Source organism: Neptuniibacter sp. QD37_11, assembly GCF_047778105.1.
GTDB lineage: Bacteria > Pseudomonadota > Gammaproteobacteria > Pseudomonadales > Balneatricaceae > Neptuniibacter.
Genome location: NZ_CP180552.1, coordinates 408,061 through 433,588, shown reverse-complemented (window position 1 = coordinate 433,588; position 25,528 = coordinate 408,061). Strand labels below are relative to the sequence as shown.

Here is a 25,528-nt window from a genome sequence, read left to right as displayed (position 1 = left end):
AATAAGCCATTGTTTTATAAGGATTAATAAAAACTGGCACATGCCGTGCAATATATTGCGCGACAACAAAAAGAAGCACACTTCTTAAACTAGACCGCCAATAAAAATAAAAACTGGAATAGATTAAAGAAGTACCTGTCTCGAATAAAAATAATAATGAGGCTTAAGAAAGCTGATCGTAGCGAAGCTGTAACGATCTTAATATTGCTCTTAGAACAAAAACAACAAGCTGAGAAATAGCCGTTGTTGCCTGAGATGCGATCAGCTACCCATCTCCTTCCCTTTTCTTCTATCTTTTAAATTTCCCAATCTGCTGTGTAACAGTGGTATGATTGCGCACCCATTTAATTCGGGCAGTAAGCACTGTTTAGATTTGATATAAGCCTGAACACCCGTACAATTACTACCCTTTCCGGCTAGATAAATCGCATAGGTAGGCACAACCTTGCTTAAAACCATCAGTAACGCATTGAGCAAAGTATTTGGCAGCAGTACAGAGTCCGTTAACGACTCTGCTGAAAACACGCAATTAATCACTGCTGTTGAAAAGAAGTTAATCTCTGAAGATGAGCATAAGATTCCACGCCGTCATTTAGATGATAATGCCCTGAAAGTTGCCTACCGCCTCCAAGATGCAGGCTTCGAAGGTTACTTAGTTGGCGGATGTATCCGTGATCTACTGCTTAAGAAAAGACCAAAAGATTTTGACGTAGCGACAGATGCACATCCAGAAGAAGCTGCAGATCTGTTTCGCCGTGCCCGCCTGATTGGCCGCCGCTTTAAATTGGTCCATGTACGATTTGGCCGTGACCTGATCGAAGTCGCAACCTTCCGCGCAAGCCACGATAACCAAGCTGAGAATGCTGAAGGCGAACAAGGAAAACAATGCGATAGCGGCATGATCCTACGCGACAATGTTTACGGCACAATTGAAGATGATGCGCTACGTCGTGATTTCACTGTAAACGCGCTTTACTACTGCCCGAAAGATCACTGCGTCTACGATTTTGCCAATGGTTATGAAGATCTGCAGAAGGGCATTCTGCGCATGATCGGTGACCCTGAAGCACGTTATAAAGAAGACCCTGTACGCATGCTTCGTGCAGCTCGCTTTGCCGCTAAACTTGATTTCTCGATTGAGCAGCAATCAGAAACACCGATTCGTACCTTAGCGCCAATGCTGAAACGCATTGCGCCAGCACGTCTATTTGATGAAGTGCTAAAACTGCTGCAATCAGGTCACGCTATTGAATCTTACAAACAGCTACAACGTTTAGATCTGTTTGAGCCGTTATTCCCGCAGGTTCAGAAACTGTTACAAAGTGACAACCTGAATGTACCGCTGGAACGCTTGATCGAGAACGCACTTAAAAATACTGACCGCCGTCTGGCACAGCGCAAGAGCGTTACACCGGCGTTCTTATTTGCAGCTATCTTGTGGTACCCAACTCAGCTGCGTATGCAACAGTTGATGAAAGAGAACAAGATGCCACCAGTACCGGCGCTACATGAAGCAGCGAATCAGGTACTTGCAGAGCAGGTTCGTTCAACCGCTATACCGCGCCGTTTCTCTACCCCAATCCGTGAGATTTGGGAGATGCAACTGCGTCTGCCACGCCGCCAAGGCAACCGTGCAGCACGCTTGATGGAACAGCCACGCTTTAGAGCGGCGTATGATCTACTTCTACTGCGTGAAAACAGCGGTGAAGATCTAGGTGGACTAAGCCAGTGGTGGACTGACTTCCAGAACGCCAATGAGCCAAGCAAAAACAGCATGGTAAAAAGCTTAGGTAAAGGTGATAAACCGCGTAAACCACGTCGTCGCCGTTCTAATTCAAATAAGTCCCGTCAAGAGTCATCGCAATGACCACTGCGGTTCGTTGTTACATAGGGTTGGGCAGTAATCTCGACAACCCTCTTCAGCATGTTGAACAAGCATTTTCTGAGCTGGCAGAACTGGAAAACTGCCGCTTAGTCAAAGCATCACCCATATACCGTTCTGCACCGGTTGGCCCTCAAGATCAGCCAGACTTTATCAATGCCGTTGCAGAGATAGAAACGACCCTAGAAGCCCATGCACTGTTGGATCAGCTTCAGGGGCTTGAGCAGAAGCACCAAAGAGTCCGCGAGCGACACTGGGGGCCGAGAACCCTCGACCTCGACCTGCTTCTATACGGTAATAGCCAAATCAACACCGAACGTCTCTGCGTACCACACGCATTTATGCACGAGCGCAGCTTTGTTCTATACCCTCTGGCCGATATCGCACCCGATTTAATCATGCCTAATGATGTAACTTTGTCTTCCCTATTAGTTGCATGCCCTATGGGCAGCCTGACAAAGATATAGGTATAATCGCGCCAACGCGTAATAACAGGAAGATCATTCCATGAGCAATATTACTCTGCACACGTTGTCATCAATGAAGAAAGCGGGCGAAAAATTCGCGGTACTTACCGCTTACGACGCTTGTTTCTCGCATGTTGTTAGCTCTGCTGGCACAGAAGTAATTCTGGTAGGCGATTCATTGGGCATGGTGCTTCAAGGCAATGACAGTACTCTACCCGTAACTGTTGAAGAGATGGCTTACCACACTCAAGCTGTCGCCAAAGGTAATCAGGGAAGCCTTATCATGGCCGACCTACCTTTCATGAGCTATTCCACTCCAGAACTTGCTATGGATAACTCCGCTGCGCTTATGCAGGCGGGTGCAAACATGGTGAAATTGGAAGGTGGTGCATGGCTTGCAGAAACTGTATCTATGCTAGCAGAGCGTGGTATCCCTGTTTGTGTTCACCTTGGCCTAACACCTCAAACTGTCAATAAGCTCGGCGGTTACCGAGTTCAAGGTCGCGATAAAGAAACGGCACAACAGATGATTAACGATGCCGTTATGCTGCAAGATGCTGGCGCTAGCGTAATCTTGCTTGAGTGTGTTCCATCTATCCTAGCCAAAGAGATCACACTGGCACTGGATGTACCTGTTATCGGTATTGGTGCAGGCTCTGACACAGACGCTCAGGTACTGGTTCTACATGACATGCTTGGCGTAACACCAGGCCGCAGCCCTAAGTTTGTGAAAAACTTTATGGCTGATGCTAACAGCATCGAAGAAGCGATCAGCCAATACGTAGCTGATGTAAAAAGCGGTACTTTCCCTGCTTCCGAGCATGAGTTTGAATAAACATGATCACACTACATACCATTGCTGATCTGCGTGCAGCCCTCAATAAAGAGCGAGCAGCAGGCAAGCGTATCGGCTTTGTACCAACGATGGGTAACCTACATGAAGGCCACCTACAACTGATCGATCAGGCAAAAGCGAATAGCGATGTTGTCGTCTCATCGATTTTTGTCAATCCTCTGCAATTTGGTGCAGGGGAAGATCTAGATAATTACCCACGCACTCTCGTTGCTGATCAAGAGAAACTGAATTCTCGCGGCTGTAACTACCTGTTTGCACCGACCGATGCCGAAGTTTACCCGAACGGACGCGAATCTCAGACACAGGTTGAAGTACCAGAGATTTCAGACCTTTATTGCGGCGCGACTCGCCCAGGCCACTTCCGTGGTGTTGCGACGGTCGTAGCTAAACTGTTTGGTATGGTTCAACCAGACGTAGCGATCTTTGGCGAAAAAGACTTCCAGCAGTTGATGGTTATTCGCCGAATGACCGAAGATCTTAGCCTACCAGTAGAGATCCAAGGTGCGCCTATTGCCCGCAATGAACAGGGCCTAGCCCTGAGCTCTCGCAATGGTTACCTATCAGAGCAGGAACTGGAAACAGCCACCGTGCTTAACGCTTCGTTACGCGAAATTGAAGCCGCTTTGATTGAAGGTAATAAAGACTTCGATTCGCTGATTGAAAGCGCTCAACAGCGCTTAGAAACCGCTGGCTTCAAACGCGATTACTTGGTTATCTGTCGCAGCCAGGATCTACAACCTGCAACGGCTGATGACTCCCAATTAGTCGTACTGGCAGCAGCCTACCTTGGCCCTGCCCGATTAATCGATAATTTACAGATTAATTTGTAACCCCTCCTCCGAGTAGGGTTACACCTACTCGGAACCCCCTGATATCCCTCATATTTTCAAATTAAACGTTCAAGTATTGCTGCAGCGCAATACTTGCTATTTCAATCGTAAGTCTTATACAACCCGCTACTTTCGTGGCTTGACAACCGGGGGCTCGGTCGCGCAGACTGCTAGGACGATGAGTTCTTGCACTGCAATAAAAACAATAAAGGTTGTATAAGTGCTCAGAAAAACGGATTTTGGCCGCCCCTAAATGAGTAGAGAGGGCACAACGGTCACTGAATAAACGCCGCTTTTCACTGAATACTATCGGCCAAAAATTTGGCCATACCATCATCGTGAAGAACGAACTTTGTACATAGCTAAGCTAAGAGGCATTTCGAATGCGTGACGTTGTAATTGTAGCTGCGGGCCGTACCGCAGTTGGTACTTTCGGTGGTTCCCTATCTAAAATTGCTGCATCTGACCTAGGTGCAACAGTTATCAAAGGTCTGATCGATAAGATCGATCTGGACCCTGCAAAAGTTGACGAAGTAATCATGGGTCAGGTTTTGACGGCTGGCTGTGGCCAGAACCCTGCCCGTCAGGCGACGCTTAATGGCGGCCTACCAATTCAAGTTCCTGCACTAACTATCAACAAAGTTTGTGGTTCAGGTCTTAAAGCTATTCAAATGGCTACACAAGCAATCCGTTGTGGCGATGCAGACATCATCATCGCTGGTGGCCAGGAAAACATGAGCTCTTCTCCTCACGTTGTTCCAAACTCTCGTAACGGTGCTCGCATGGGCGACTGGAAAATGGTCGACACAATGATCAAAGACGGTCTATGGGATGCATTCAACGATTACCACATGGGTATCACTACTGAGAACATCGTTGAAAAATACGGCTTCACACGTGAAGAGCAAGATGCATTTGCTGCTGCATCTCAGAACAAAGCAGAAGCTGCTGTAACAAGCGGTCGCTTTAAAGATGAGATCATCCCAGTAACAATTCCTCAGCGCAAAGGCGATCCAATCGTATTTGACACTGACGAGCAGCCACGTTTCGGTTGCACGGCAGAAGCGCTAGGTAAACTACGTCCAGCATTCAAAAAAGACGGTACTGTAACTGCAGGTAACGCTTCTACTATCAACGATGGTGCTGCTGCAGTAATCGTTTGTTCTGAAGAGAAAGCGAAAGAACTAGGCCTTCCAATACTAGCCCGCATCAAAGCGTACGCTAACTCTGGTATTGATCCATCTATCATGGGTACAGGCCCAATCACTGCGACTCAGAAAGCACTAGAAAAAGCTGGCTGGTCTGTAGATGATCTAGAACTAGTTGAAGCGAACGAAGCATTCGCTGCTCAAGCAATGTCTGTAAACAAAGATCTTGGCTGGAACACTGACATCGTTAACGTTAACGGTGGTGCGATCGCTCTAGGTCACCCAATCGGTGCTTCTGGTTGCCGCGTATTCGTAAGCCTAGTTCACGAAATGAACAAGCGTGACGCGAAGAAAGGCCTAGCGACACTATGTATTGGTGGTGGTATGGGTACTGCACTGGCAGTTGAGCGAGACTAAGCTAGACTTAAGTCTAGTTACACCGTCCTACTCTTTAAACCGCAGCTCCGGCTGCGGTTTTTTTCTGCCTAAAAGAAGTTAAAAAAGGGTGAGAAGTTAACGAAACTAAACCTTGGTTCTCGGCTTAGTATTCAGCGATAGCACCTTTACCTACACCTTCATAGGCACGCACCAACACCTTATCATTTGGATACGATTGCTTGATCTGCTTGGCGAGATGATCAGCGATCAATTCAACCGTGCTATCTGTATCGATTAAGTAACAAACCGATGTAGGCAGGCTTATTGCAAAGTCACCCTGCGGTGCTGTGTAAGCGTAGTGATGACGACTCTCACACTGTTCAATTAGGTGAGATTCCGAACCTATATAGATATCGGTGAAACGTTCAGCCCACTCTTTTTCAAGATTGAGTTCACGCTGATCATTGATATAGATTTCGATCTTAGAACGATGACCATGCGCAATACGCTGACAGTTACCATCATGCTTCTGCAAACCATGGCTGTAGTGATAGAAAGCACCGTCGATTTTCTCAGGAACAAAGGAGATCTTTAGCCCTTTTACTTCATTTGGGAAAAGTTCTAAAAGCTTATCCCGACACCACTCAGCCAAAGTTTTCTCTGTGATCTCAGGCATACCTACTAGGCAGATTGCAGGCTCAGGGGAACGGCAATAAAAACTTTCACCATCCGCATAAAGCCACTCGACCTCAGTGTAGCCGTCTTGAGTAGAATGACTAAGGCGTGGCATGCCCGTAGGAACCACCAGCGCATGATCTACCCATAGATCAAACCACTGCTTAACCTTCTTCTTCACAATCCCAAAATCACAGATCATGCCTTGGTCATTTAGGCTGCCATCCAGCTCTAACTGCACAAGCCACGACTCCCCCATCAACCCACGTTGAGGGTGTAAATAGGAAAAATCGACATTGGTCAGATTATCAACAAAAAGTTTCACGGTAGGGCTCCTGATTTGAAGGCGCTATAGTAGCTTAAAACCTTCAACTAAAAAACGGTGCAGGCTATAGGGACAATGCCAGTTCCGATATACTACGCACTTTAAAGCTTGTTATAGACTTACCTTATGCGCCTAGATAAATACTTAGCACAATCTTCCGGCTTTTCCCGTAAAGAAGTTCGCCGCTTTATGAAAGCGGGTGAAGTTGTTGTAAACGATATTGAAGTGACCGACCCATCTATGCATGTGGGTGAAGACGATGAGGTTTATCTAAGCGGCTATCCAGTAGATGCACCTGGTGATAAGTACATCATGTTGCATAAACCTTTGGGCTGCGTATGCTCCAATGATGACGGCACTCACCCAACGGTTTTGAGTTTGATAGATCTACCGCGAGCAGAAGAGCTAACAATCTGTGGCCGACTGGATGTGGACACCACCGGTTTAGTGCTTATCACCAGCAATGGTAAGTGGGCTCACAAAATCACCTCGCCAAAGCACAAAACAGGCAAGCTCTACCAAGTAACCACGGCTGATCCAATTCCAGAAGATGCCGTAGAAAAATTCAAGCAAGGTTTAATGCTGCACAATGATAAAGAGCGCACTAAACCCGCTGAGCTAACCTTAATTGCCAGCAATGAAGCCGAAGTCATTCTGACCGAAGGCCGCTATCACCAAGTTAAACGTATGTTCGCGGCTATAGGTAACAAAGTAGAAGAGCTTCACCGCGCACGTATCGGCAATATCGAGCTCGATGAATATCTAGAACCCGGCGAATACCGTTTTCTGACAGAAGAAGAGATTAATAGCATCTAATGAGTGATACAGCCTTTAATCTAATCGCCCCTTATATCCAACGCGCTTCAGGTCGTTCGCTTTGGCTCGCTGATGAAAACTTGCTCAGTGCCAATATCTCAGCCAATGAAGCCGTTATAGCCATTACCAACCGAATCGATCTGGAGCAGCATCTGTATCGTCAAGGTTGGAAGGTTTTCTTCTCCGATTATGATCTAAGCATCATCGAAGATAACAGTTTGGACTCTGTCATCTACCGAGTATCCAAAGAAAAGCCGGTGGTGCACCATCTAATCAATGAGGCTTTCCGCTGCTTAAAACCTGAGGGCAAACTTTATATTGCCGGTGAGAAAGGTGAAGGGATCAAAACCTACTTCAGCAAAGCTAAAAAGCTTTTTGGAGAGGGTGAAACCAGCAAGGCCGATAAAAACACTTGGTCCGCGACACTCACTAAACTAAACGCTTCGAGTGAAGACCTGTTGGATGCTAAAGATTTCCACCAGCTACGTGTCACCGCCAGTGATGAGACATTTGAGTATTACAGTAAACCCGGCGTGTTTGGTTGGGATAAAATTGATCGCGGTAGCGCCTACCTGATTGAGCATCTCGATAGCTTCTTAATGACGCTTCCAGAACCGCCGAGAAACGCCCTAGATCTAGGCTGCGGTTATGGCTACTTGTCCTTAAACCTAAGCCACTTAGATATCCCGGTAACAGCGACCGATAACAACGCTGCCGCTCTGAAAGCTTGTGAGCGAAACTTTAATCGCTATCCAATCAACGGCAAAGTCGTACCTGCGAGTTGTGCAGAGGGTATCACCGAGAAATTTGATCTTATCCTCTGTAACCCGCCTTTCCATGCTGGCTTTTCAGTCGACGGTGACCTGACAGATCGTTTTCTAAAAGCAGCTCATGACCGTTTGAATGGGCGCGGGGTCGCCTGCTTTGTTACCAATATGCATATCCCACTAGAGCGAAAAGCTAAGCAGTTCTTCCATCAGGCTGAATGTATTGCCTCTAACGGCAACTTTAAGCTGATCAGGCTTACTCATAAGACATAAAAATGGGGCTAAAAGCCCCATTCTCTTTTGATCAACTAATACACTTCATGCCCTTCAATTTTAGGATACCCCGACCAAATACGGCTGTAGTCCATTCCATTAGTTTTCTGCATCTGCTTTTTATCCGATGTAGAAACTTCCTTTTTCATCACTTTTTCGACTTTATTCATAGATGCCGATTCACTGAGTTCCATCCCATTACTGCTATAAATAAAATTAATGGCTTGTTCGTGATCCGTATCCGCAGCCATACCTAGGGTAGGAACAAACATTAACGCAAGTAGTGTAGATTTAACTTTAAGAGACATATTATTTACCTTTCTAATTTAAGAGCTCCCTATACCACTGGGAGTTATATCGATTAATTGATATGCCCTTATGACAGAAAAGTAGACAAGTCGGTTCACCTAATAATTAAGACTAAAAAATACACTTCTTATAACTAAAAGAAGCTAAAAATTTATATTTATATCTTTCTTGCTGCGCAAAACACACCAAGAGCGGCAACTACAATCCCTATCATTGCCAGCATCGATAACGATTCATCAAACAAGAACCACGCCTCTATCGCGGTTAAAGGGGGCACCAGATAAAAATAGCTAGCGACCTTACTCGCCTCCCCTTCGCGAATCATAATTAGCAGCAACAGTATTGCAGTGACGGATAAGCCCAATACCATCCAAGCTAATGCACCAATTAAGGTCCAGTTCCATTCCACCACACCGCTATCAAATGCATAGGCCAATATAGCCATCACAATTGCCATCGCCACGTATTGATAAAAAGCCCCCACCATCAGATCTACACCGACACCAAAACGTTTTTGGTACAAAGTGCCTAATGATATAGCGACTAACGCAATCACCGCAGCTGCCCATGCATCTCCACCAGCCAAATAGCTCCCCTGTGAATAACCTTGACTGACCACCATAACAACACCGATTAAACCCAGAACTAAACCTAACCATTGGGTTTTCAACAGCCGCTCTTGTAACCAGATGACAGCCAACAAGGCCGTTAATATGGGCTGTAACCCCATCACCAATGAGGTAATCCCAGCTGGAAGTGACCAGTCGATTGCTGCGAAGACGCCGCCTAAGTAACAGGCATGAACGAGAAACCCCACCACCATCTGATGACCTGCTTGCGGCAAGCTACACCATTGCGGTTTGCGCCATGCTAATAAGCCCGCAAAGACAACAATCGTCAGCAAACTACGTACTAGCAGGACGCTGAAAGGTTCCATATAAGGCACCGCATACTTGGCACCGATAAAACCGGTACTCCATATACCCACAAACGCCCAAGGAACTAAAGTTATCCACTGCTGTTTATTCAGCATGACTGACTCTCTACAAACTATCTAAATTAATTGCATCACTCTAGAGAGAACAGGCTAAACAAAAAAGGGACACAGGCAGGTCAGTTTCAAGGGTACAGAAAAGCGTTAAATTGCACTTGCCTGCAAATTTATACAAACTGTACCCATGAAAAAGTATTTACTGTTGGTACAGCAGCTTAGCTCTAGAATCGAAAATGGTGATTTATCGCCCGGCACCCGCTTGCCCTCTATCCGAGCCTTAAGCCTGCAATACCAATTAAGTAAAAATACCATCATCAAAGGCCTGACTGAGTTAGAGCAGTCACAACTGATTTACGCTAAACCAAGACTAGGATTCTTTGTCTCCTCCCCGAAAAACTCAGTTCCTGCCATCAAGCCGCGTAAAGTAAAACTGGGCTCGACTGCATTCAGCGTTTTGGGCGCTGCGAATCAACATGGGCACTTAGCTCTCGGTTCGGCTTACCCCGATTCCAGATGGCCAACGGTCGCTTGGTATTATCAGCAGCAAGCCAAACATACTCGTCATTGGGCACACACCAGTGAAAAACGCCGCAGCCATTACAGCACTCCGCCGGGCGATCCTAAACTTCTTTCCGTATTAGCTGATCACCTAAATGCCACCGCATTTAGCTGTAATAGTGAAGAGATTGTGATCACACATGGCGCTCAGGAAGCTTTATCACTCTGCTTACGCTCTATTGCCCAGATAGGGGATACTATTGCCGTTGAATCACCCTGCTACTACGGCACTTTACAGTGCATTGAAGCTTTGGGGCTTAAGGTATTGGAGCTGCCTTCAGATCCAATTTTAGGGACTAATTTAGATGCTCTAGAAACCGCCCTAACTCAATGGCCAATTAAAGCGGTACTGACCAACCCAAGCTTTAATAACCCGCTAGGTTTCAATCTAGATTTAGCAAGTCGGCAGCGTTTAATGGCCATTGCTAACAAGTGGGATATTGCGGTTATTGAAGATGATGTCTTTGCAGAACTGAGCTTCAACCAACAAAGACCGACAGCGCTTAAAGCGATGGATACCGATCAACGAGTACTGCATTGTGGCTCTTTTTCTAAGACCGTAGATGCCGATATAAGGCTGGGTTGGGTGCTACCCGGGCGCTACTACGAACAAGTTAACTTCCAAAAATTTGTTACCAGCATCGCCTGCTCTGCCATATCGCAACAAGGCATCAGTGAATTACTGATAGGCCGCCGTTATCGCCGTCATCTCTCACAAGTTAGTCGTGGCTACCAAGAGAGAGTCGAGATGCTCGATGAAGACATCCGTCAACATTGGCCCAGTAACACCTGCTTTATCAAACCAAGCGGCGGTATTTTGCAGTGGTTTACACTGCCTAAACAGGTCAATAGCGACCAACTATTTCAACAAGCGCTTGAGGCAGGTATTGGTATTTCACCCGGTAACCTCTTTTGTGCAGACCAGCGTTTTAATCACCATATCCGCTTATGTTTTGCCCATTACACTCGGCAAATAGAACAAGTCGACGCTATTGCACAGTTAGGCAAATTAATCGCTTCGTACTAATCTATTCCCTAAGTGTTACAAAGATGAGCAATTCTCTCCAACGTACGTAAATTAAGGCTTTCAGCAAGCAGCACTCAGACTATCAACGAACTTATCCACAGATTATTGGGATAAGTTATTACCTAGACGACTTGAGGAAAAAGCCATTATTCGGCACATTGGGATATAACAGACTCAAGCCAGCCATAAACAACATATAAGGTTGAATAAGATGAAATTCATTAAAATGTCACTGTTTATATTCTGCATCGCCAGCATTAATACTGTGCATGCCTCTAGTGAATTTATAAAACAAGCCGTTGCTGCAGAACACCGCAGCGAAAAGAATATAGCGCGTGATGTTTATCGACATCCTGTAGAGACACTCTCTTTTTTCGGCATAAAACCCGATATGACTGTCCTTGAAATATTACCTGGTGGCGGATGGTACACAGAGATCCTTGCGCCGATGTTGAAAGACAACGGACATCTCACCTTAGCGAGCTTCGGCGCCGATCACCCAAACAACTTTTTACAGGGCTTACACAACAAACTTGTGACAAAGCTACAAGCCAATCCATCAGTTTATGGAAAAGCCGATGTAGTGGTGTTTAGGAAGGGTGATACCTATTTATCTGAAGTTCCTGACAACTCCCAAGATATGGTGGTTACGTTCAGAAATACCCATAACTGGATACGCTTTGGGGGCATAGAAGAGGTCTATCCAGCCTTTCATCGCGTGCTGAAAAAGGGCGGTACACTTGGTGTAGTTCAACACCGTGCAAAAGAAGGCAGTGATTACAAAGAAAGCGCTGAAAATGGCTACGTTCCAGAAGCTTATCTAATTTCATTTATTGAAGGTTTAGGATTTGAACTCGTTGAAACATCTGAGATCAACGCCAATCCTAAAGATACTAAGGACCACAAAGCTGGCGTCTGGTCCCTACCACCGAGTTATCGTTTAAAAGAAGTTAATAAAGCGCATTACCGAGCAATCGGTGAAAGTGACCGTATGACTCTGAAATTCATCAAAAGGTAAGAGTTATCAAACGCTAGGAAAACGATAGACACATAACCCGCCCCGTTATTATTCAATAGCGGGGCAAACCTCTGACTTTAAATATCAGAATAAAGTACAACCTGATTTCGCCCTTGGGCTTTTGCCATATATAGCGCTTCATCTGCCGCACTAAGCATTTGATTGACTTGCTTAAACCTTCCTTGTTCCCAACTAGAGATACCAATACTGACAGTCACCGCAATATTATGTTCTTCTACTTCAATTGAGAGCAGTTCAACATTGTGACGGATACGTTCAGCAACCTTTCGCGCTGCATTTAAATCCGTCTCCGGCATCAGAATAGCAAACTCTTCGCCCCCCAGACGAGCGACAATATCGGTCTTACGTGCTGTATCTACACAGGTCTGATAGAACACTTTTAAAACCTCATCCCCAGCGGCGTGACCGTAAGTATCGTTCACTCTTTTGAAGAAATCGATATCGAGCATAAGCAACGAGAGCGGTCTGCGGTAACGTTGAACACGCCCTAGTTCATGTTCAGCCAACTTATTAAATTTACGGCGATTAACCGCACCGGTCAGAGAATCGGTTGAAGCTAAGCGACGATAGCGCTCATGCTCAATCGTCTTATGCTTAAGGTCCATTAACTGCCGTTGTTGATGAACCTTGTTCCTAATATCTGCCTGTAAAAGGCTACGACGGCAACTCTCATAGGCTTTAATCGTACGCCCTAACTCATCGTCAACAAATCGATCGGTAAAGACAAAACTTTGATCGCCTTTGGATAAACGCACCATCGCCCGATTCAACATAGCCACCGGCGAGATAATACTAATATTTAACATCCAACAGGCGAGCAACGTCAGGCCAGTTATTAACAACAAGATCAACGAGGTTAGATATAACTTGAGCCGTGCGTCAGCAGCATTTTGATCAGCCAACTCCGTGATATCCATCACCAACTTATCCGCTAACGCTTTCAGTAGGTCGATTTTTTCTGACAATGCTGAGAACCAAAGCGCTTCCGTTAACTGTATCTCTTCTGGATTTTTGGTCTGTAAAACCCGATAAAGCTGCAACTCTAGGCTCTCTACTTGTTGAAAGCTTTCGCTAGATTGCATCCTTTGATAAGCCTTCTGTTGGCTGATACTCGCCACCTGATTAAAGTATTGAATCAAACCTTGCTGTTGCCCCATTAACGAGATCAGCTTATGCAACTCAGATTGATTCATGCGGTCATCTGCCAGGATCAACGTACCTAATGCTCGCTCCTGACCAGCAACCTCTTTCAAGTTTACAACTGAGGTAAAACTAGACAGATGTGATTCCAACTCAGCATCTAACCCCATAAAGGTAAATGCTGCTGGTATCTTCAATAGATAATCAATTAAAGCGGTGTAATAGTGCTGCATTTCAATAATGGACAGCTCTTGTTGATCAACTTTTTCCCGTTGTTGATCGATTACATCCAACCAATTTGAAGACTCTTGCAACAAAGTCTGTATCTGAGGAGACAGTTCATTCTCGGAAAGCTGTTTTGCTCGAACTAAGAAGCCCTTAATTGCTTGATCTGTTTGCAAACGCGTTTTGGCTATATCAGGGGAAAAAACTTGGTATTGCGACGCTATCAACCCTGTAGTCAACCCCCGCTCTGCTTGTAAGCTATGACTTAAAGTATTTACTTCATGGGCAATCGCAGTAAGTTCGGATAGTTGCTCCATCGTTTGGTAACGGCTGACACTGCTACTTAACAGAACCAAACTTAAGAGCAACATCCCTAATGCCGGTATAAACGCCGTTAATAAGATTCTTTTACCTAAGGGTAATCTCGCACTGATAAATCGTCCGACTTTAGAAAAAAATCGCTGCGGCTTATTGGTAGAGTCGGTCGCTCCTTTATCACTCAAACATTGATGATAAGACATATCATCTACAGCAATATGGTTCAGTAACCAATCAACTAGAAATAGATAGACATCCCGTGCCACTTCAACAGAATCAGCATGTAACAACTGCTCTTTGAGTTCTGGGATTTTATTGATGAAGGATTGATGACCTTGAATGTGCTCTTCTAGATCAGGATAACCGCAGCGAGCAATCAGCGCTTCTTCTCGTTGAAAGTGCAAAGAGACATACTCTTCCAACTTCGTAAAAACTTGGCCTATGATCTCTTTTTCATGATTTTCTTCAATGGCGTTAGCGAGGTCAGAAATAATTGCCAACAACCGCTTATGGTCATTATCAATTTCTTCCACCCCTACACTTAAGCCCTGATTCCACTCGAAACCAGCCATACTGCACATCGCTCTATAGATAAGATAAGTCAGCCACAGCCCCAAGACATCCTCTGCCTTACCTATTTACCTTAAATGCGCATGCGCAGGCCGCTATATAAGTAATGATAATAAATTCACACCAGAAAACTATTACGCCTTGGCATTAATACCACCAGATAAATTATGGTTTAAGTAAAAAAACTCACCTGTGAATAAGCTTTAAACGCAACGTTTAAATCAAACTGTTAGATTGTGAGCAAATCCCCATACACCTTGTATTCATTGGCATACAGCCATCCACTCTCAACCTATTAACGTACTTATCCACATAAAACTTGGATAAAACTAATGTAGATATATTCACAGACATAAAAAAACCGCCGATAAACGGCGGTTTTTAATTCCTAGAAAGGAACGTTGATGTTATGCGTTTGCAGCGATGATATCGCGTAATACCATCGGCAAAATGCCTTTGTGGCGAATCTGATCCAGCTCAGAAGACGTATCAACACGAGAGGTCAGCTCTAACTGCTGTGATGAGCCGTCTGCTCGGTTAATAGTCAGGTCGACTGTACCGCGTGGTTCCAGAGTATCGATTCCATTCAGATCGAAGGTTTCTGTTCCATCCAGATTGAGTGATGCACGCGTCACACCTTCTGGAAGTTGCAGCGGTAATACACCCATACCCACCAGATTGGATTTATGAATACGCTCAAAGCTTTCAGCGATAATCGCTTTAACACCCAACAGCGCAGGACCTTTTGCAGCCCAGTCTCGTGATGAGCCTGTGCCATAAAGCTTGCCGCCAAATACAACTGTAGATGTACCTTCAGAACGGTAGCGCTCAGCCGCATCATAGATAGACATCTGTGCTGGAGCTGCATTAACCGAGTAATAGTTCGTTACAGCGCCAGTAGTTCCCGGTAGCAGCAAATTTCGTGCTTTTACGTTGCCGAAAATACTGCGCAACATAACATGGTGATTACCACGACGTGCGCCAAGAGATGTCATATCTTCGTCTGCAACGCCTTGTGAGCTTAAGTATTCACCTGGAGGTGAATCTGGACGAATTCGGCTTACTGGGGAAATATGATCGGTGGTTGTGTTGTCATCACACATCACCAACATGCGTGCACCAGCAATATTGTTTAACGCATCTTCAGGTGTTTCCAGTGAGAAACCATCGAAGAAAGAGATCTCTTGGATATACGTAGAGTCTGCAGCCCAGTCATACACAGGACCCGTTGGAGATTCGAGGTTCTGCCATGTAGCAGGGCCATCCAAAGAATTTTCGTAGGTTTCGCGGAACGCTTTCGGGTCCATGCATTCAAGCATGGTCTGGCTGATTTCAGCATTGCTCGGCCAGATATCCTTTAGGTAGACGTCGTTACCATTGGCATCCTGACTAATTGGCTGTGTCGTAACATCAATATTGACATTGCCAGCCATCGCCATAGCAACCACCAGCGGTGGAGACATCAGGAAGTTGGTATCAACATCTGGATGCACACGACCTTCAAAGTTACGGTTACCCGATAAAACAGACGCAGCGATGATATCGTGGTTCTGCAGCGCTTCTTCGATGCTTGGTGCTAGAGGGCCAGAGTTACCCACACAGGTAGTACAGCCGTAACCCGCAGTATTAAAGCCCAAAGCGTCCAAGTGCTGCTGTAGGCCAGCCTTGGTTAGGAAGTCGGTAGCAACCGGTGACCCTGGAGCCAAAGACGTTTTAACACCATCAGGTACTTTCATACCGAGTTCATTGGCTTTCTTAGCGAGCAGACCCGCTGCAATCAATAGACCTGGGTTAGAGGTGTTGGTACAGGCTGTAATCGCAGCAATCACAATATCACCGTCTTTTAACTCACGTTCAGGCAATGGTGCGAAAATACCCGCTTCGTCTGCTTTCATCGGCGTCACTTTAACGACTTCAGGATTACGCCCCCCTTCAGCAGCTGCTTTTTGGAACACCTTACCAATCTCAGCTAACGGTAATCTATCTTGCGGTCGTTTCGGGCCCGCTACAGACGGCTCAACGGTAGACAGATCAAGTTTCAGAAGATCGGTATAACGCGGCAATGCCTGACCTGGTTTCCAAGCCATATTCTGAGCTGTGTAGTATGCAAGTGGCAGATCACCATCCCTGCCTGTTGCTCTCATATACTCAGCAGATACTTCATCAAACGGGAAGAAGCCCATGGTTGCGCCATATTCTGGTGACATGTTTGCAATGGTTGCACGATCCGGAAGAGAAAGGTTGGCACAACCTTCACCTACGTATTCAACAAACTTACCCACCACACCCGCAGGGTATTTACGCAGCATCTCGGTGATGGTTAGTACTAGATCGGTTGCAGTAACACCTTCACGTAGTGCGCCTGTTAACTCAACGCCGACTACTTCGGGTGCCAGCATCTGCATAGGTTGACCCAGCATAGAAGCACCGGCTTCAATACCACCAACACCCCAACCAACAATACCTAGCGCGTTCGCCATTGGCGTGTGACTATCCATACCAATCAGCGTATCTGGTGCCATCAATCCGTTAATGTCTAGGTACCCCTGAGCCAGATACTCTAGATTAACCTGATGAACAATGCCGGTTTGTGGTGGAATAATTCGGATCGTGTCGAATGCTTGCGCTCCCCATTTCAAGAAGGCATAACGCTCTTTGTTGCGCTCCGCTTCTAGTTCACCATTAATTCTTAGTGAAGCCGGGCTGCCCGTATTGTCCATTGTTACCGTATGATCGATAACAAGATCTGCTCGTACAAGAGGCTCAATGATTGCCGGATCTAAGCCCATACGCTGAACCGCTGAACGCATCGCAGCAAAATCAACAATCGCTGGCGTACCACTTAAATCGTGCATGATGACACGACCCGCGGTGAAAGGAATTTCGATCGGCTTTGTACCTTGGTGTTCTGTCCAACTTCCAAGCGCCTCAACCTGCTCAGCAGTTACGCCGTTTTGACCAACGTTTCGAGCAATACCTTCCAAGATAGGACGCAGAGAAAAAGGTAATGCATCAAGGTCGATACCAAACTGTTCTGCAGTATCTGGAAGACTATGGTAGCTGTGCTCTGTTCCTGAGAGTGTTCTAACAGAGCTAGATGGATCGAAATGGGTCGGGCTTGTCATTTTTTATACCTCACGCAGATAGGACACAGCTGAAGCCATAACCTGTATTTTTACGAGTTCTCGTTCACTGGAACTGCTCGATTTCCTTGTTGGTTATATTTTCAGGCGTCACACGAACCGCTATTGCAGAACATCCTAGATTTATCGGCCGTCGTACCGATATTTTCTGCAACACAAATTATTACTTCATCAAGATTGTCGACAATATTAGACAATAACCGACTCAAAGCAAGTAATACGGGCATAAAATAGCATAAATTACATACAATCTAAGACTATTTGCTAGTAAAAACGGTTTTTTTTTGAACAGAAGCGAAGAAATTTGAATCAAGCTCGCTGCATTTCAGATAGAGCTCGGAACTGGATTATGGGATCGATAAGAAAGCGATGTTTAAGCTATAGATAGAGGGTGCGCTAAGAAAGCTAGAGGCGTTTATCACTATCAGTAACCTCGATTTAGAAACTAGGATTTAGCTTGGAAAAACATCCATCCTTGGTTAATTGGGGTTCGACAGTGGGTAAAAGCTCCCCGAAGAAACATCTAATAATTAAGCTAGCTTCTGTTTAGCTAATTTAGATAATAAAGGCTGTCATCAAATGGCATTAATAGAAGGAGAGCAAATTAATTCCACTTACCTCTCCAATAGAAGACTGTACCAACGAAACCACGGACTGGCGGACTATGCGTCAGCAACGAGCACAGAAACAAAGGCTAATTAAGCAATCCCTTGAAAAATGATTATTATTTTCAATTAAGAAAACAATTAAAACCAATTTTAAATGATTACTATTTTCAATAAAGGCAAAAACTGCCATTTTTTATAATAAAAATAGATACCTACAACCAATGTATACCCTCTTTAAAAGCCTTGATTTAAGTACTATTTTTTAAATTTATAGCGACTATTAGCCTCATTTAAATAGTTTTGATTGAGCTGTTTGCCTGTTTTTTTTTATAATCTGCGCACAAATCATAACTAGATTTAAGTGAGACGTTGGACGCCATGAGCTACTATTCTGACTACCTAGAAGAAATTGAGGTTCGTAAAAAGGACCTGGGTCTAAACCCAAAACCAATCGATAGCGCTGAATTGCTATCTGAAATCATTGCCCAGATCAAAGACACTGGTAATGCAGAGCGCGAAGCTTCTCTAAACTTCTTCATCTATAACACGCTACCTGGTACAACTCCAGCGGCTGGCGTTAAAGCGGCTTTCCTAAAAGACATCGCTCTAGGTAAAGAAACTGTTGCTGAGATCTCTCCAGAGTTCGCTCTTGAGCAACTGTCTCACATGAAAGGTGGTCCTTCTGTTGAAGCACTACTAGACATCGCTCTATCTGACGACGCACAAGCTGCTGCAGCGGGCGAAGTTCTTAAGTCTCAAGTATTCCTATACGACGCTGATACAGCTCGTCTAGCGGACGCTTTCAAAGCGGGCAACGCAATCGCTAAAGATATCCTAGAAAGCTACTCTAAAGCAGAGTTCTTCACTAAGCTTGACGATATCCCTGAGAAAATCAAAGTTATCACTTACATTGCTGCTGAAGGCGATATCTCTACTGACCTTCTTTCTCCTGGCAACCAGTCTCACTCACGTGCAGACCGTGAGTTGCACGGTAAGTGCATGATCTCTCCAGAAGCTCAGCAAGAAATTAAGAAGATGGGTGAAGACAACCCAGACGCTAAAGTGATGCTGATCGCTGAGAAAGGTACCATGGGTGTAGGTTCTTCCCGTATGTCTGGTGTAAACAACGTTGCACTTTGGGCAGGTGAGCCAACTTCTCCATACATCCCGTTCGTAAACAACAAACCGGTTGTTGCGGGTACTAACGGTATCGCGCCTATCTTCCTAACTACGGTTGGTGTAACTGGCGGTATTGGTCTTGACCTTAAGAACTGGGTTAAGAAAACTGACGCAAACGGCGAAGTTGTTCGTGACGAAAACGGCGATCCAGTACTAGAAGAAGCATACTCTGTAGCTACTGGTACTGTTCTAACTATCGATACTAAAGCTAAGAAGCTGTACAACGGCGACGAAGAACTAGCTGATATCTCAGACGCGTTCACACCACAAAAAGTTGAGTTCATGAAAGCGGGTGGTTCTTACGCGGTAACATTCGGTAAGAAACTTCAAACGTTCGCTGCTGAAACTCTAGGCGTTGAAGCTCCAGCTGTTTACGCTCCATCTAAAGAGATCTCTCACGAAGGCCAAGGTCTAACTGCTGTTGAAAAAATCTTCAACCGCAATGCAGTAGGCGTGACTTCTAAGACTCCTCTACACACTGGTTCTGACGTTCGCGTTAAAGTGAACATCGTAGGCTCTCAGGACACTACTGGTCCTATGACTTGTCAGGAACTAGAAGCAATGGCTGCTTCTAAAATCTCACCAAGCGTTGATGGTGCATTCCAGTCTGGTTGTCACACAGCGTCTGTATGGGATAACAAAGCTAAGGCTAACACGCCTAAGCTAATGGCATTCATGAACGCATTCGGCGTAATCACTGCACGTGATCCGAAAGGTGTTTACCACTCAATGACTGACGTAATCCACAAAGTATTGAACGACATCACTGTTGATGACCGTGCAATCATCATTGGTGGTGACTCTCACACGCGTATGTCTAAGGGTGTAGCATTCGGTGCTGACTCCGGTACTGTTGCGATCGCATTGGCTACTGGTGAAGCAGCAATGCCAATTCCAGAGTCTGTCAAAGTAACCTTCAAAGGTGCTATGAAGCCTCACATGGACTTCCGTGACATCGTACACGCTACTCAAGCGCAGATGCTTAAGAAGTTCGCTGGCGAAAACGTTTTCCAAGGTCGCGTAATCGAAGTACAGATCGGTACTCTACTAGCTGACCAAGCGTTCACGTTCACTGACTGGACTGCAGAAATGAAAGCGAAAGCTTCTATCTGCATCTCTACTGACGAAACACTAATTCAGTCTCTAGAACTAGCTAAGTCTCGTATCCAGATCATGATCGATAAAGGTATGGAAAACGAAGCAGGCATGCTTCAAGGCCTTATCGCTCTAGCTGACAAGCGTATCGCTGAAGTTAAATCTGGCGAAGCTCCAGCGCTTGCTCCAGACGACAACGCTAAGTACTACGCTGAGCTAGTAGTTGACCTAGACGCAATCGATGAGCCAATGATTGCTGACCCAGACGTTAACAACGAAGACGTTTCTAAGCGTTACACTCACGATGTTATCCGTCCAACTTCTTACTACAATGGCCGTGAAGTTAACCTAGGCTTCGTTGGTTCTTGTATGGTTCACAAAGGCGACATGCAGATCATTGCTGCAATGCTACGCAACTTAGAGAAGAACGGTCCTATCACGTTCAACGCACCTCTAGTTGTTGCTCCGCCAACTTACAACATCGTTGACGAGCTAAAAGCTGAAGGCGATTGGGACATCCTAGCGAAATACGCTGGCTTCACTTTCGATGATGAGAATCCGAAAGAAGAAGCGCGTACTAAGTACGAGAACATTCTGTACCTAGAACGCCCAGGCTGTAACCTATGTATGGGTAACCAAGAGAAAGCTGAAGCAGGTGACACTGTACTAGCAACTTCTACTCGTCTATTCCAAGGCCGTGTTGTAGAAGACTCTGCTGAGAAGAAAGGTGAATCTCTACTAGGTTCTACTCCAATGGTTGTTCTTTCTACTATCTTGGGCCGTTTCCCAACATTGGAAGAGTACAAAGCAGCTGTTGAAGGTATCAACCTAACGTCTTTCGCTCCACCAAGCGAAGACCTAAGCGTTGCACCACAAGCTATCCCAGCTGCACGTATCTAATCACTAGATAACGTCAGCAATAAAAAGCCCCGATAATTCGGGGCTTTTTTGTTTATACCAAGAGCTAAAATAGCTACGTCATTTAGAACGGAATATCGTCGTCAAAGTCAGCTGGCTGAGGTGCCGGCGCTGCATTGGAGTTAAAGTACTCTTGCTCAGAAGCTTCTGGAGATGACGCTGACTGAATCTTCCAGCCAACAAGGTTGTTGTAATAACGCCCATTATACTCTCGACCACGAATATCAAAGCTCACTGTAACTTCCTGTCCGACCTGCAACGATTCAAGCAAACTAACCTTATCTTGCACAAACTCTAAGTTGATCTCTTGAGGGTATTTACCGTCATCAACTGTCACGACCATTTCACGTTTAGTGAAGCCACTATTGAACGTTTGCGGATCTTGGATCAGTTTAATTTTGCCAGTTAGCTCGTAACTCATGAATGCTTTCCAAAGGTATCTAAAATTTCAAAATTGAGTTCATTAAATCAAAAATAAAAAAAGAAGTCTTCGTTAGAGTTAAAAGTTGCACTAGCATTCACCTTATTAGCGAGGTCTTAATACAACCTACGGTCAAATTAAGCCGCACTAACCCTAGAGTGGCTATGGACTAACTCCTAGCTTCTAGCAACTAGCTGCTTACGAACGTTTAGGCAACACCCAGTCAGGACGCGGAAAATGGCAGGTATATCCACCAGGATAGCGCTCAAGATAATCCTGATGCTCAGGCTCTGCCACCCAAAAATCGCTAGCAGCTTCGACTTCCGTTACCACCTTACCTGGCCACAAGCCGCTGGCTTCAACATCGGCGATTGTATCTAGCGCAGTTTGTTTTTGAGCATCATCTAGAAAGTAGATCGCAGAGCGGTAGGATGTACCACGGTCATTACCCTGCCTATTAGGTGTTGTAGGGTCATGAATCTGGAAGAAAAACTCCAATAAGGTTCGGTAAGAAATCAATTCTGAATTAAATAAGATCTCAATCCCCTCAGCATGCGTACCATGATTACGATAAGTAGCATTAAGCACATCACCACCGGTATAGCCTACACGAGTCGCTATAACGCCCGGTAATTTACGAATTAGATCCTGCATACCCCAGAAGCATCCACCAGCAAGTATTGCTCGTTGTTCACTCATTCAGGCATCCTCCAATTTAAAAGCTAGCAATAGACCAGTATATCTTTGTTATAGCGCTTACCAGAAAGTTCCCACAGCTAATGCCTTTCGGTCAATAAAGAACCTTATCTTGTACAGCCATCAACCGATTAAGGTTTATGCCACGCATAAAAAAAACCGCCGATAAATCGGCGGTTTTTTTCAGTCTTTAGCGACTAGTAGCGAAACACTTTCACCACTAACTGCTAAAAGAAACTTAGCTTACTGCATCATCAGCAAGTAGGTCTTTCATAGACAGTTTGATACGGCCACGCTGGTCTACGTCCAGTACTTTAACCTTAACCATCTGATCCATCTGGATGTAGTCAGTTACTTTCTCAACACGCTTGTTGTCGATCTGAGAAATGTGAACTAGACCATCTTTACCCGGCAGGATGTTAACGAATGCACCGAAGTCTTCGATACGTACAACCTTACCTTCGTAAACCTGACCAATCTCTGCTTCAGCAGTGATTTCGATGATCTTATCAGTAGCCGCTTTAGCTGCTGCTTTGTCTGCAGCGTATACGCGAACTGTACCATCGTCTTCGATGTCGATAGATGCGCCAGTCTCTTCAGTAAGTGCACGGATAGTTGCACCACCTTTACCGATAACGTCACGGATTTTCTCTGGGTTGATCTTCAATTGAGTCAACGCAGGAGCATTATCTGGAAGCTCTGGACGAGCGTAACCGATAACCTTAGCCATCTCTTTCAAGATGTGAACACGTGCTTCGTATGCTTGCTCAAGCGCAATATCCATGATCTCTTCAGTGATACCAGTGATTTTGATATCCATCTGAAGTGCAGTGATACCTGTTTCAGTACCCGCTACTTTAAAGTCCATGTCACCTAGGTGATCTTCGTCACCCAAGATGTCAGTTAGGACAGCAAAGCCGTTCTCTTCTTTAACAAGACCCATTGCGATACCCGCAACTGGTGCTTTAAGAGGAACACCTGCATCCATCATAGATAGAGACGCACCACATACAGAAGCCATGGAGCTAGAACCGTTAGATTCAGTAATCTCAGATACGATACGGATTGTGTATGGGAACTCTTCTTGAGTTGGAAGAACTGCCGCAACACCACGACGTGCTAGACGACCGTGACCAATTTCACGACGACCAGCACCCATCATACGACCACATTCACCTACAGAGTATGGAGGGAAGTTGTAGTGCAACATGAATGGATCTTTACGCTCACCTTCGATCGCATCGATGATCTGCTGATCACGTGCAGTACCTAGTGTACAAGTCGCGATAGACTGCGTTTCACCACGAGTGAATAGCGCAGAACCGTGAGTACCTTGTAGTACATCGATCTGAACATCGATACCACGAACAGTCTTGTTATCACGGCCATCGATACGAGGCTCACCTGCAACGATACGGCCACGAACGATCTCTTTCTCTAGGGAGCTAACGATGCCAGATACATCACCAGCAGAAGGCTGACCTTCTTCATCACCTGCAAGGTTTTCAACCGCTTGAGCGCGAAGCTCAGCCAGTGCGTTTTGACGCTGCATTTTATCAGCAACTTGGTAAGCAGCTGTGATGCCTTCGCCTACTTCAGCGCGTACTTTAGCGATTAGATCTTGATCTTTTTCAGGTGCAGTCCAAACCCAAGCTTCTTTACCCGCTTCAGCTTTAAGTTCGTTAACAGCGTTAACAACTGCTTGCATCTCTTGGTGAGCGAATAGAACCGCACCAAGCATTTCGTCTTCTGAAAGCTCTTGCGCTTCAGATTCAACCATTAGCACAGCGTCAGACGTACCAGCAACAACCATGTCCAGCTCAGATGTTTCAAGCTGCTCATAAGATGGGTTTAAGATGTAACCATCTTCTTCAGTGAAGCCAACACGTGCTGCACCGATTGGGCCTTGGAATGGGATACCAGAGATTGCTAGTGCAGCAGACGTACCGATCATCGCTGCGATATCTGGATCATTTACTTTGTCAGCAGACATTACTGTACAAACAACCTGAACTTCGTTCATGTAACCCTTAGGGAACAGTGGACGAATTGGACGGTCGATTAGACGAGAAGTAAGCGTCTCTTTCTCAGATGGACGTGCTTCACGCTTGAAGAAACCACCAGGGATACGGCCTACAGCGTAGTATTTCTCTTGGTAGTGAACAGAAAGAGGGAAGAAACCCTGACCTTCTTTTGCTTCTTTAGCGCCAACAACTGTACAAAGTACTTCGTTACCACCCATTTTAACCAGGACAGAACCTGTCGCCTGACGCGCAACGCGGCCAGTTTCGATAGTTACTTCCTGACCACCAAACTGGAATGTTTTAGTAGCTACTTGGAACACAATAATTTTCCTTTAAATAATTTGGCGGGGCAGCATGCTGATAACTTTCATGCCTTCTGTCTTGCCAGTACTCAAATAAGCTCTCGATAGTTCTGAAAGCGCATTTGAGTACGGGCGGGATGAAATAGTTACCTTTTCTTACCCCAGATAAAACCGGGGCCATACATTGTATGGCCCCAGAGAATTCACACTAACTTAGCGACGCAGACCTAGACGCTTGATCAGCTCAAGGTAACGATCAGCATCTTTACCTTTTAGGTAGTCCAGCAGCTTACGACGCTGGTTTACCATGCGGATCAGACCACGGCGAGAGTGGTGGTCGTGTTTGTTCGCTTTGAAGTGACCTTGTAGACCTTCGATGTTAGCAGATAGTAGAGCTACCTGAACTTCTGGGGAACCAGTGTCGCCTTCAGCGCGAGCGAAATCTGCAACGATTGCCGCTTTTTTCTCAGCAGTTAATGCCATTTTCATACTCCTAAAAAATATGCACACGATCTTAAGATCGCCGGATTAAAAAGAAACGATGC

19 protein-coding genes are annotated in these 25,528 nt (G+C 45.4%); 10 read left to right on the top strand and 9 right to left on the bottom strand.

Translation table 11 applies throughout. From position 1 onward, the window contains the following. The first annotated feature begins 445 nt into the window (after nucleotides 1–445). The 5 genes from pcnB to ACMXYT_RS01920 all read left to right on the top strand — a co-directional run bounded on the left by pcnB (nucleotide 446) and on the right by ACMXYT_RS01920 (nucleotide 5,600). Nucleotides 446–1,867, top strand: a complete 1,422-nt coding sequence (gene pcnB / locus ACMXYT_RS01940) for a polynucleotide adenylyltransferase PcnB (protein ID WP_415911796.1) — start codon at nucleotides 446–448, stop codon at nucleotides 1,865–1,867. Beyond that, nucleotides 1,864–2,349 (top strand): 2-amino-4-hydroxy-6-hydroxymethyldihydropteridine diphosphokinase, encoded by a 486-nt coding sequence (gene folK, locus ACMXYT_RS01935; RefSeq protein WP_415897434.1) that lies wholly within the window; start codon nucleotides 1,864–1,866, stop codon nucleotides 2,347–2,349. The genes pcnB and folK overlap by 4 nt, the downstream gene beginning before the upstream one ends. A gap of 40 nt (nucleotides 2,350–2,389) precedes the next feature. Continuing rightward, entirely contained in the window at nucleotides 2,390–3,184 is a 795-nt protein-coding gene (panB, locus tag ACMXYT_RS01930; protein WP_415911795.1) for a 3-methyl-2-oxobutanoate hydroxymethyltransferase, read from the top strand. A 2-nt stretch (nucleotides 3,185–3,186) separates the two neighbouring features. After that, complete coding sequence (gene panC / locus ACMXYT_RS01925) at nucleotides 3,187–4,035, top strand: pantoate--beta-alanine ligase (protein ID WP_415911794.1); 849 nt, start codon at nucleotides 3,187–3,189, stop codon at nucleotides 4,033–4,035. A 383-nt stretch (nucleotides 4,036–4,418) separates the two neighbouring features. After that, nucleotides 4,419–5,600 carry an acetyl-CoA C-acetyltransferase gene (locus ACMXYT_RS01920; protein WP_415911793.1) on the top strand — a complete coding sequence of 394 codons (1,182 nt, stop codon included), beginning with the start codon at nucleotides 4,419–4,421 and terminating at the stop codon, nucleotides 5,598–5,600. 124 nt (nucleotides 5,601–5,724) lie between these two features. Here ACMXYT_RS01920 and ACMXYT_RS01915 read toward each other — a convergent pair whose 3' ends face one another. Continuing rightward, on the bottom strand, nucleotides 5,725–6,561 hold the full coding sequence (locus ACMXYT_RS01915; protein ID WP_415899969.1) for a 6-carboxytetrahydropterin synthase: 837 nt from the start codon (nucleotides 6,559–6,561) through the stop codon (nucleotides 5,725–5,727). A gap of 126 nt (nucleotides 6,562–6,687) precedes the next feature. Here ACMXYT_RS01915 and ACMXYT_RS01910 point away from each other — a divergent pair, with 126 nt between their 5' ends. Beyond that, nucleotides 6,688–7,377 (top strand): pseudouridine synthase, encoded by a 690-nt coding sequence (locus ACMXYT_RS01910; RefSeq protein ID WP_415883324.1) that lies wholly within the window; start codon nucleotides 6,688–6,690, stop codon nucleotides 7,375–7,377. Further along, nucleotides 7,377–8,417 (top strand): methyltransferase, encoded by a 1,041-nt coding sequence (locus tag ACMXYT_RS01905; RefSeq protein WP_415911792.1) that lies wholly within the window; start codon nucleotides 7,377–7,379, stop codon nucleotides 8,415–8,417. The genes ACMXYT_RS01910 and ACMXYT_RS01905 overlap by 1 nt, the downstream gene beginning before the upstream one ends. 35 nt (nucleotides 8,418–8,452) lie before the next feature. Here the strand turns inward: ACMXYT_RS01905 and ACMXYT_RS01900 are convergent, their stop codons facing one another. Both ACMXYT_RS01900 and ACMXYT_RS01895 read right to left on the bottom strand, forming a co-directional pair. After that, complete coding sequence (locus tag ACMXYT_RS01900; protein ID WP_415883322.1) at nucleotides 8,453–8,725, bottom strand: hypothetical protein; 273 nt, start codon at nucleotides 8,723–8,725, stop codon at nucleotides 8,453–8,455. A 158-nt stretch (nucleotides 8,726–8,883) separates the two neighbouring features. Then, nucleotides 8,884–9,663: a DMT family transporter gene (locus ACMXYT_RS01895; RefSeq protein WP_415911791.1), complete on the bottom strand. Its 780-nt coding sequence runs from the start codon at nucleotides 9,661–9,663 to the stop codon at nucleotides 8,884–8,886. 241 nt (nucleotides 9,664–9,904) lie between these two features. On the opposite strand from ACMXYT_RS01895, the gene ACMXYT_RS01890 reads away from it, so the two are divergent. Both ACMXYT_RS01890 and ACMXYT_RS01885 read left to right on the top strand, forming a co-directional pair. Continuing rightward, on the top strand, nucleotides 9,905–11,305 hold the full coding sequence (locus ACMXYT_RS01890) for a PLP-dependent aminotransferase family protein (RefSeq protein ID WP_415911790.1): 1,401 nt from the start codon (nucleotides 9,905–9,907) through the stop codon (nucleotides 11,303–11,305). A gap of 211 nt (nucleotides 11,306–11,516) precedes the next feature. After that, the gene (locus ACMXYT_RS01885; protein WP_415911789.1) at nucleotides 11,517–12,323 is read left to right on the top strand and encodes a class I SAM-dependent methyltransferase; all 807 of its coding nucleotides are present in this window, start codon (nucleotides 11,517–11,519) and stop codon (nucleotides 12,321–12,323) included. A gap of 77 nt (nucleotides 12,324–12,400) precedes the next feature. Here ACMXYT_RS01885 and ACMXYT_RS01880 read toward each other — a convergent pair whose 3' ends face one another. Together ACMXYT_RS01880 and acnA are read right to left on the bottom strand one after the other, a co-directional pair. Then, on the bottom strand, nucleotides 12,401–14,599 hold the full coding sequence (locus ACMXYT_RS01880) for a bacteriohemerythrin (protein WP_415911788.1): 2,199 nt from the start codon (nucleotides 14,597–14,599) through the stop codon (nucleotides 12,401–12,403). A 405-nt stretch (nucleotides 14,600–15,004) separates the two neighbouring features. After that, nucleotides 15,005–17,722, bottom strand: coding sequence for an aconitate hydratase AcnA (gene acnA / locus ACMXYT_RS01875; protein WP_415911787.1), 2,718 nt, complete (start codon nucleotides 17,720–17,722; stop codon nucleotides 15,005–15,007). A 1,004-nt stretch (nucleotides 17,723–18,726) separates the two neighbouring features. Here acnA and ACMXYT_RS01870 point away from each other — a divergent pair. After that, nucleotides 18,727–21,522, top strand: coding sequence for a bifunctional aconitate hydratase 2/2-methylisocitrate dehydratase (locus ACMXYT_RS01870; RefSeq protein ID WP_415899962.1), 2,796 nt, complete (start codon nucleotides 18,727–18,729; stop codon nucleotides 21,520–21,522). 82 nt (nucleotides 21,523–21,604) lie between these two features. Here ACMXYT_RS01870 and ACMXYT_RS01865 read toward each other — a convergent pair whose 3' ends face one another. The 4 genes from ACMXYT_RS01865 to rpsO form a co-directional block, all read right to left on the bottom strand. Continuing rightward, nucleotides 21,605–21,961, bottom strand: coding sequence for a DUF3127 domain-containing protein (locus ACMXYT_RS01865; RefSeq protein ID WP_415899961.1), 357 nt, complete (start codon nucleotides 21,959–21,961; stop codon nucleotides 21,605–21,607). A 198-nt stretch (nucleotides 21,962–22,159) separates the two neighbouring features. Continuing rightward, nucleotides 22,160–22,660: a peptide-methionine (S)-S-oxide reductase MsrA gene (gene msrA / locus ACMXYT_RS01860; RefSeq protein WP_415911786.1), complete on the bottom strand. Its 501-nt coding sequence runs from the start codon at nucleotides 22,658–22,660 to the stop codon at nucleotides 22,160–22,162. Nucleotides 22,661–22,895: 235 nt separating this feature from the next. After that, a complete protein-coding gene (gene pnp, locus ACMXYT_RS01855; protein ID WP_415899958.1) occupies nucleotides 22,896–25,001 on the bottom strand; it encodes a polyribonucleotide nucleotidyltransferase in 2,106 nt (701 codons plus the stop codon). Nucleotides 25,002–25,196: 195 nt separating this feature from the next. After that, on the bottom strand, nucleotides 25,197–25,466 hold the full coding sequence (gene rpsO, locus ACMXYT_RS01850) for a 30S ribosomal protein S15 (protein ID WP_415883313.1): 270 nt from the start codon (nucleotides 25,464–25,466) through the stop codon (nucleotides 25,197–25,199). Nucleotides 25,467–25,528: the final 62 nt, after the last annotated feature.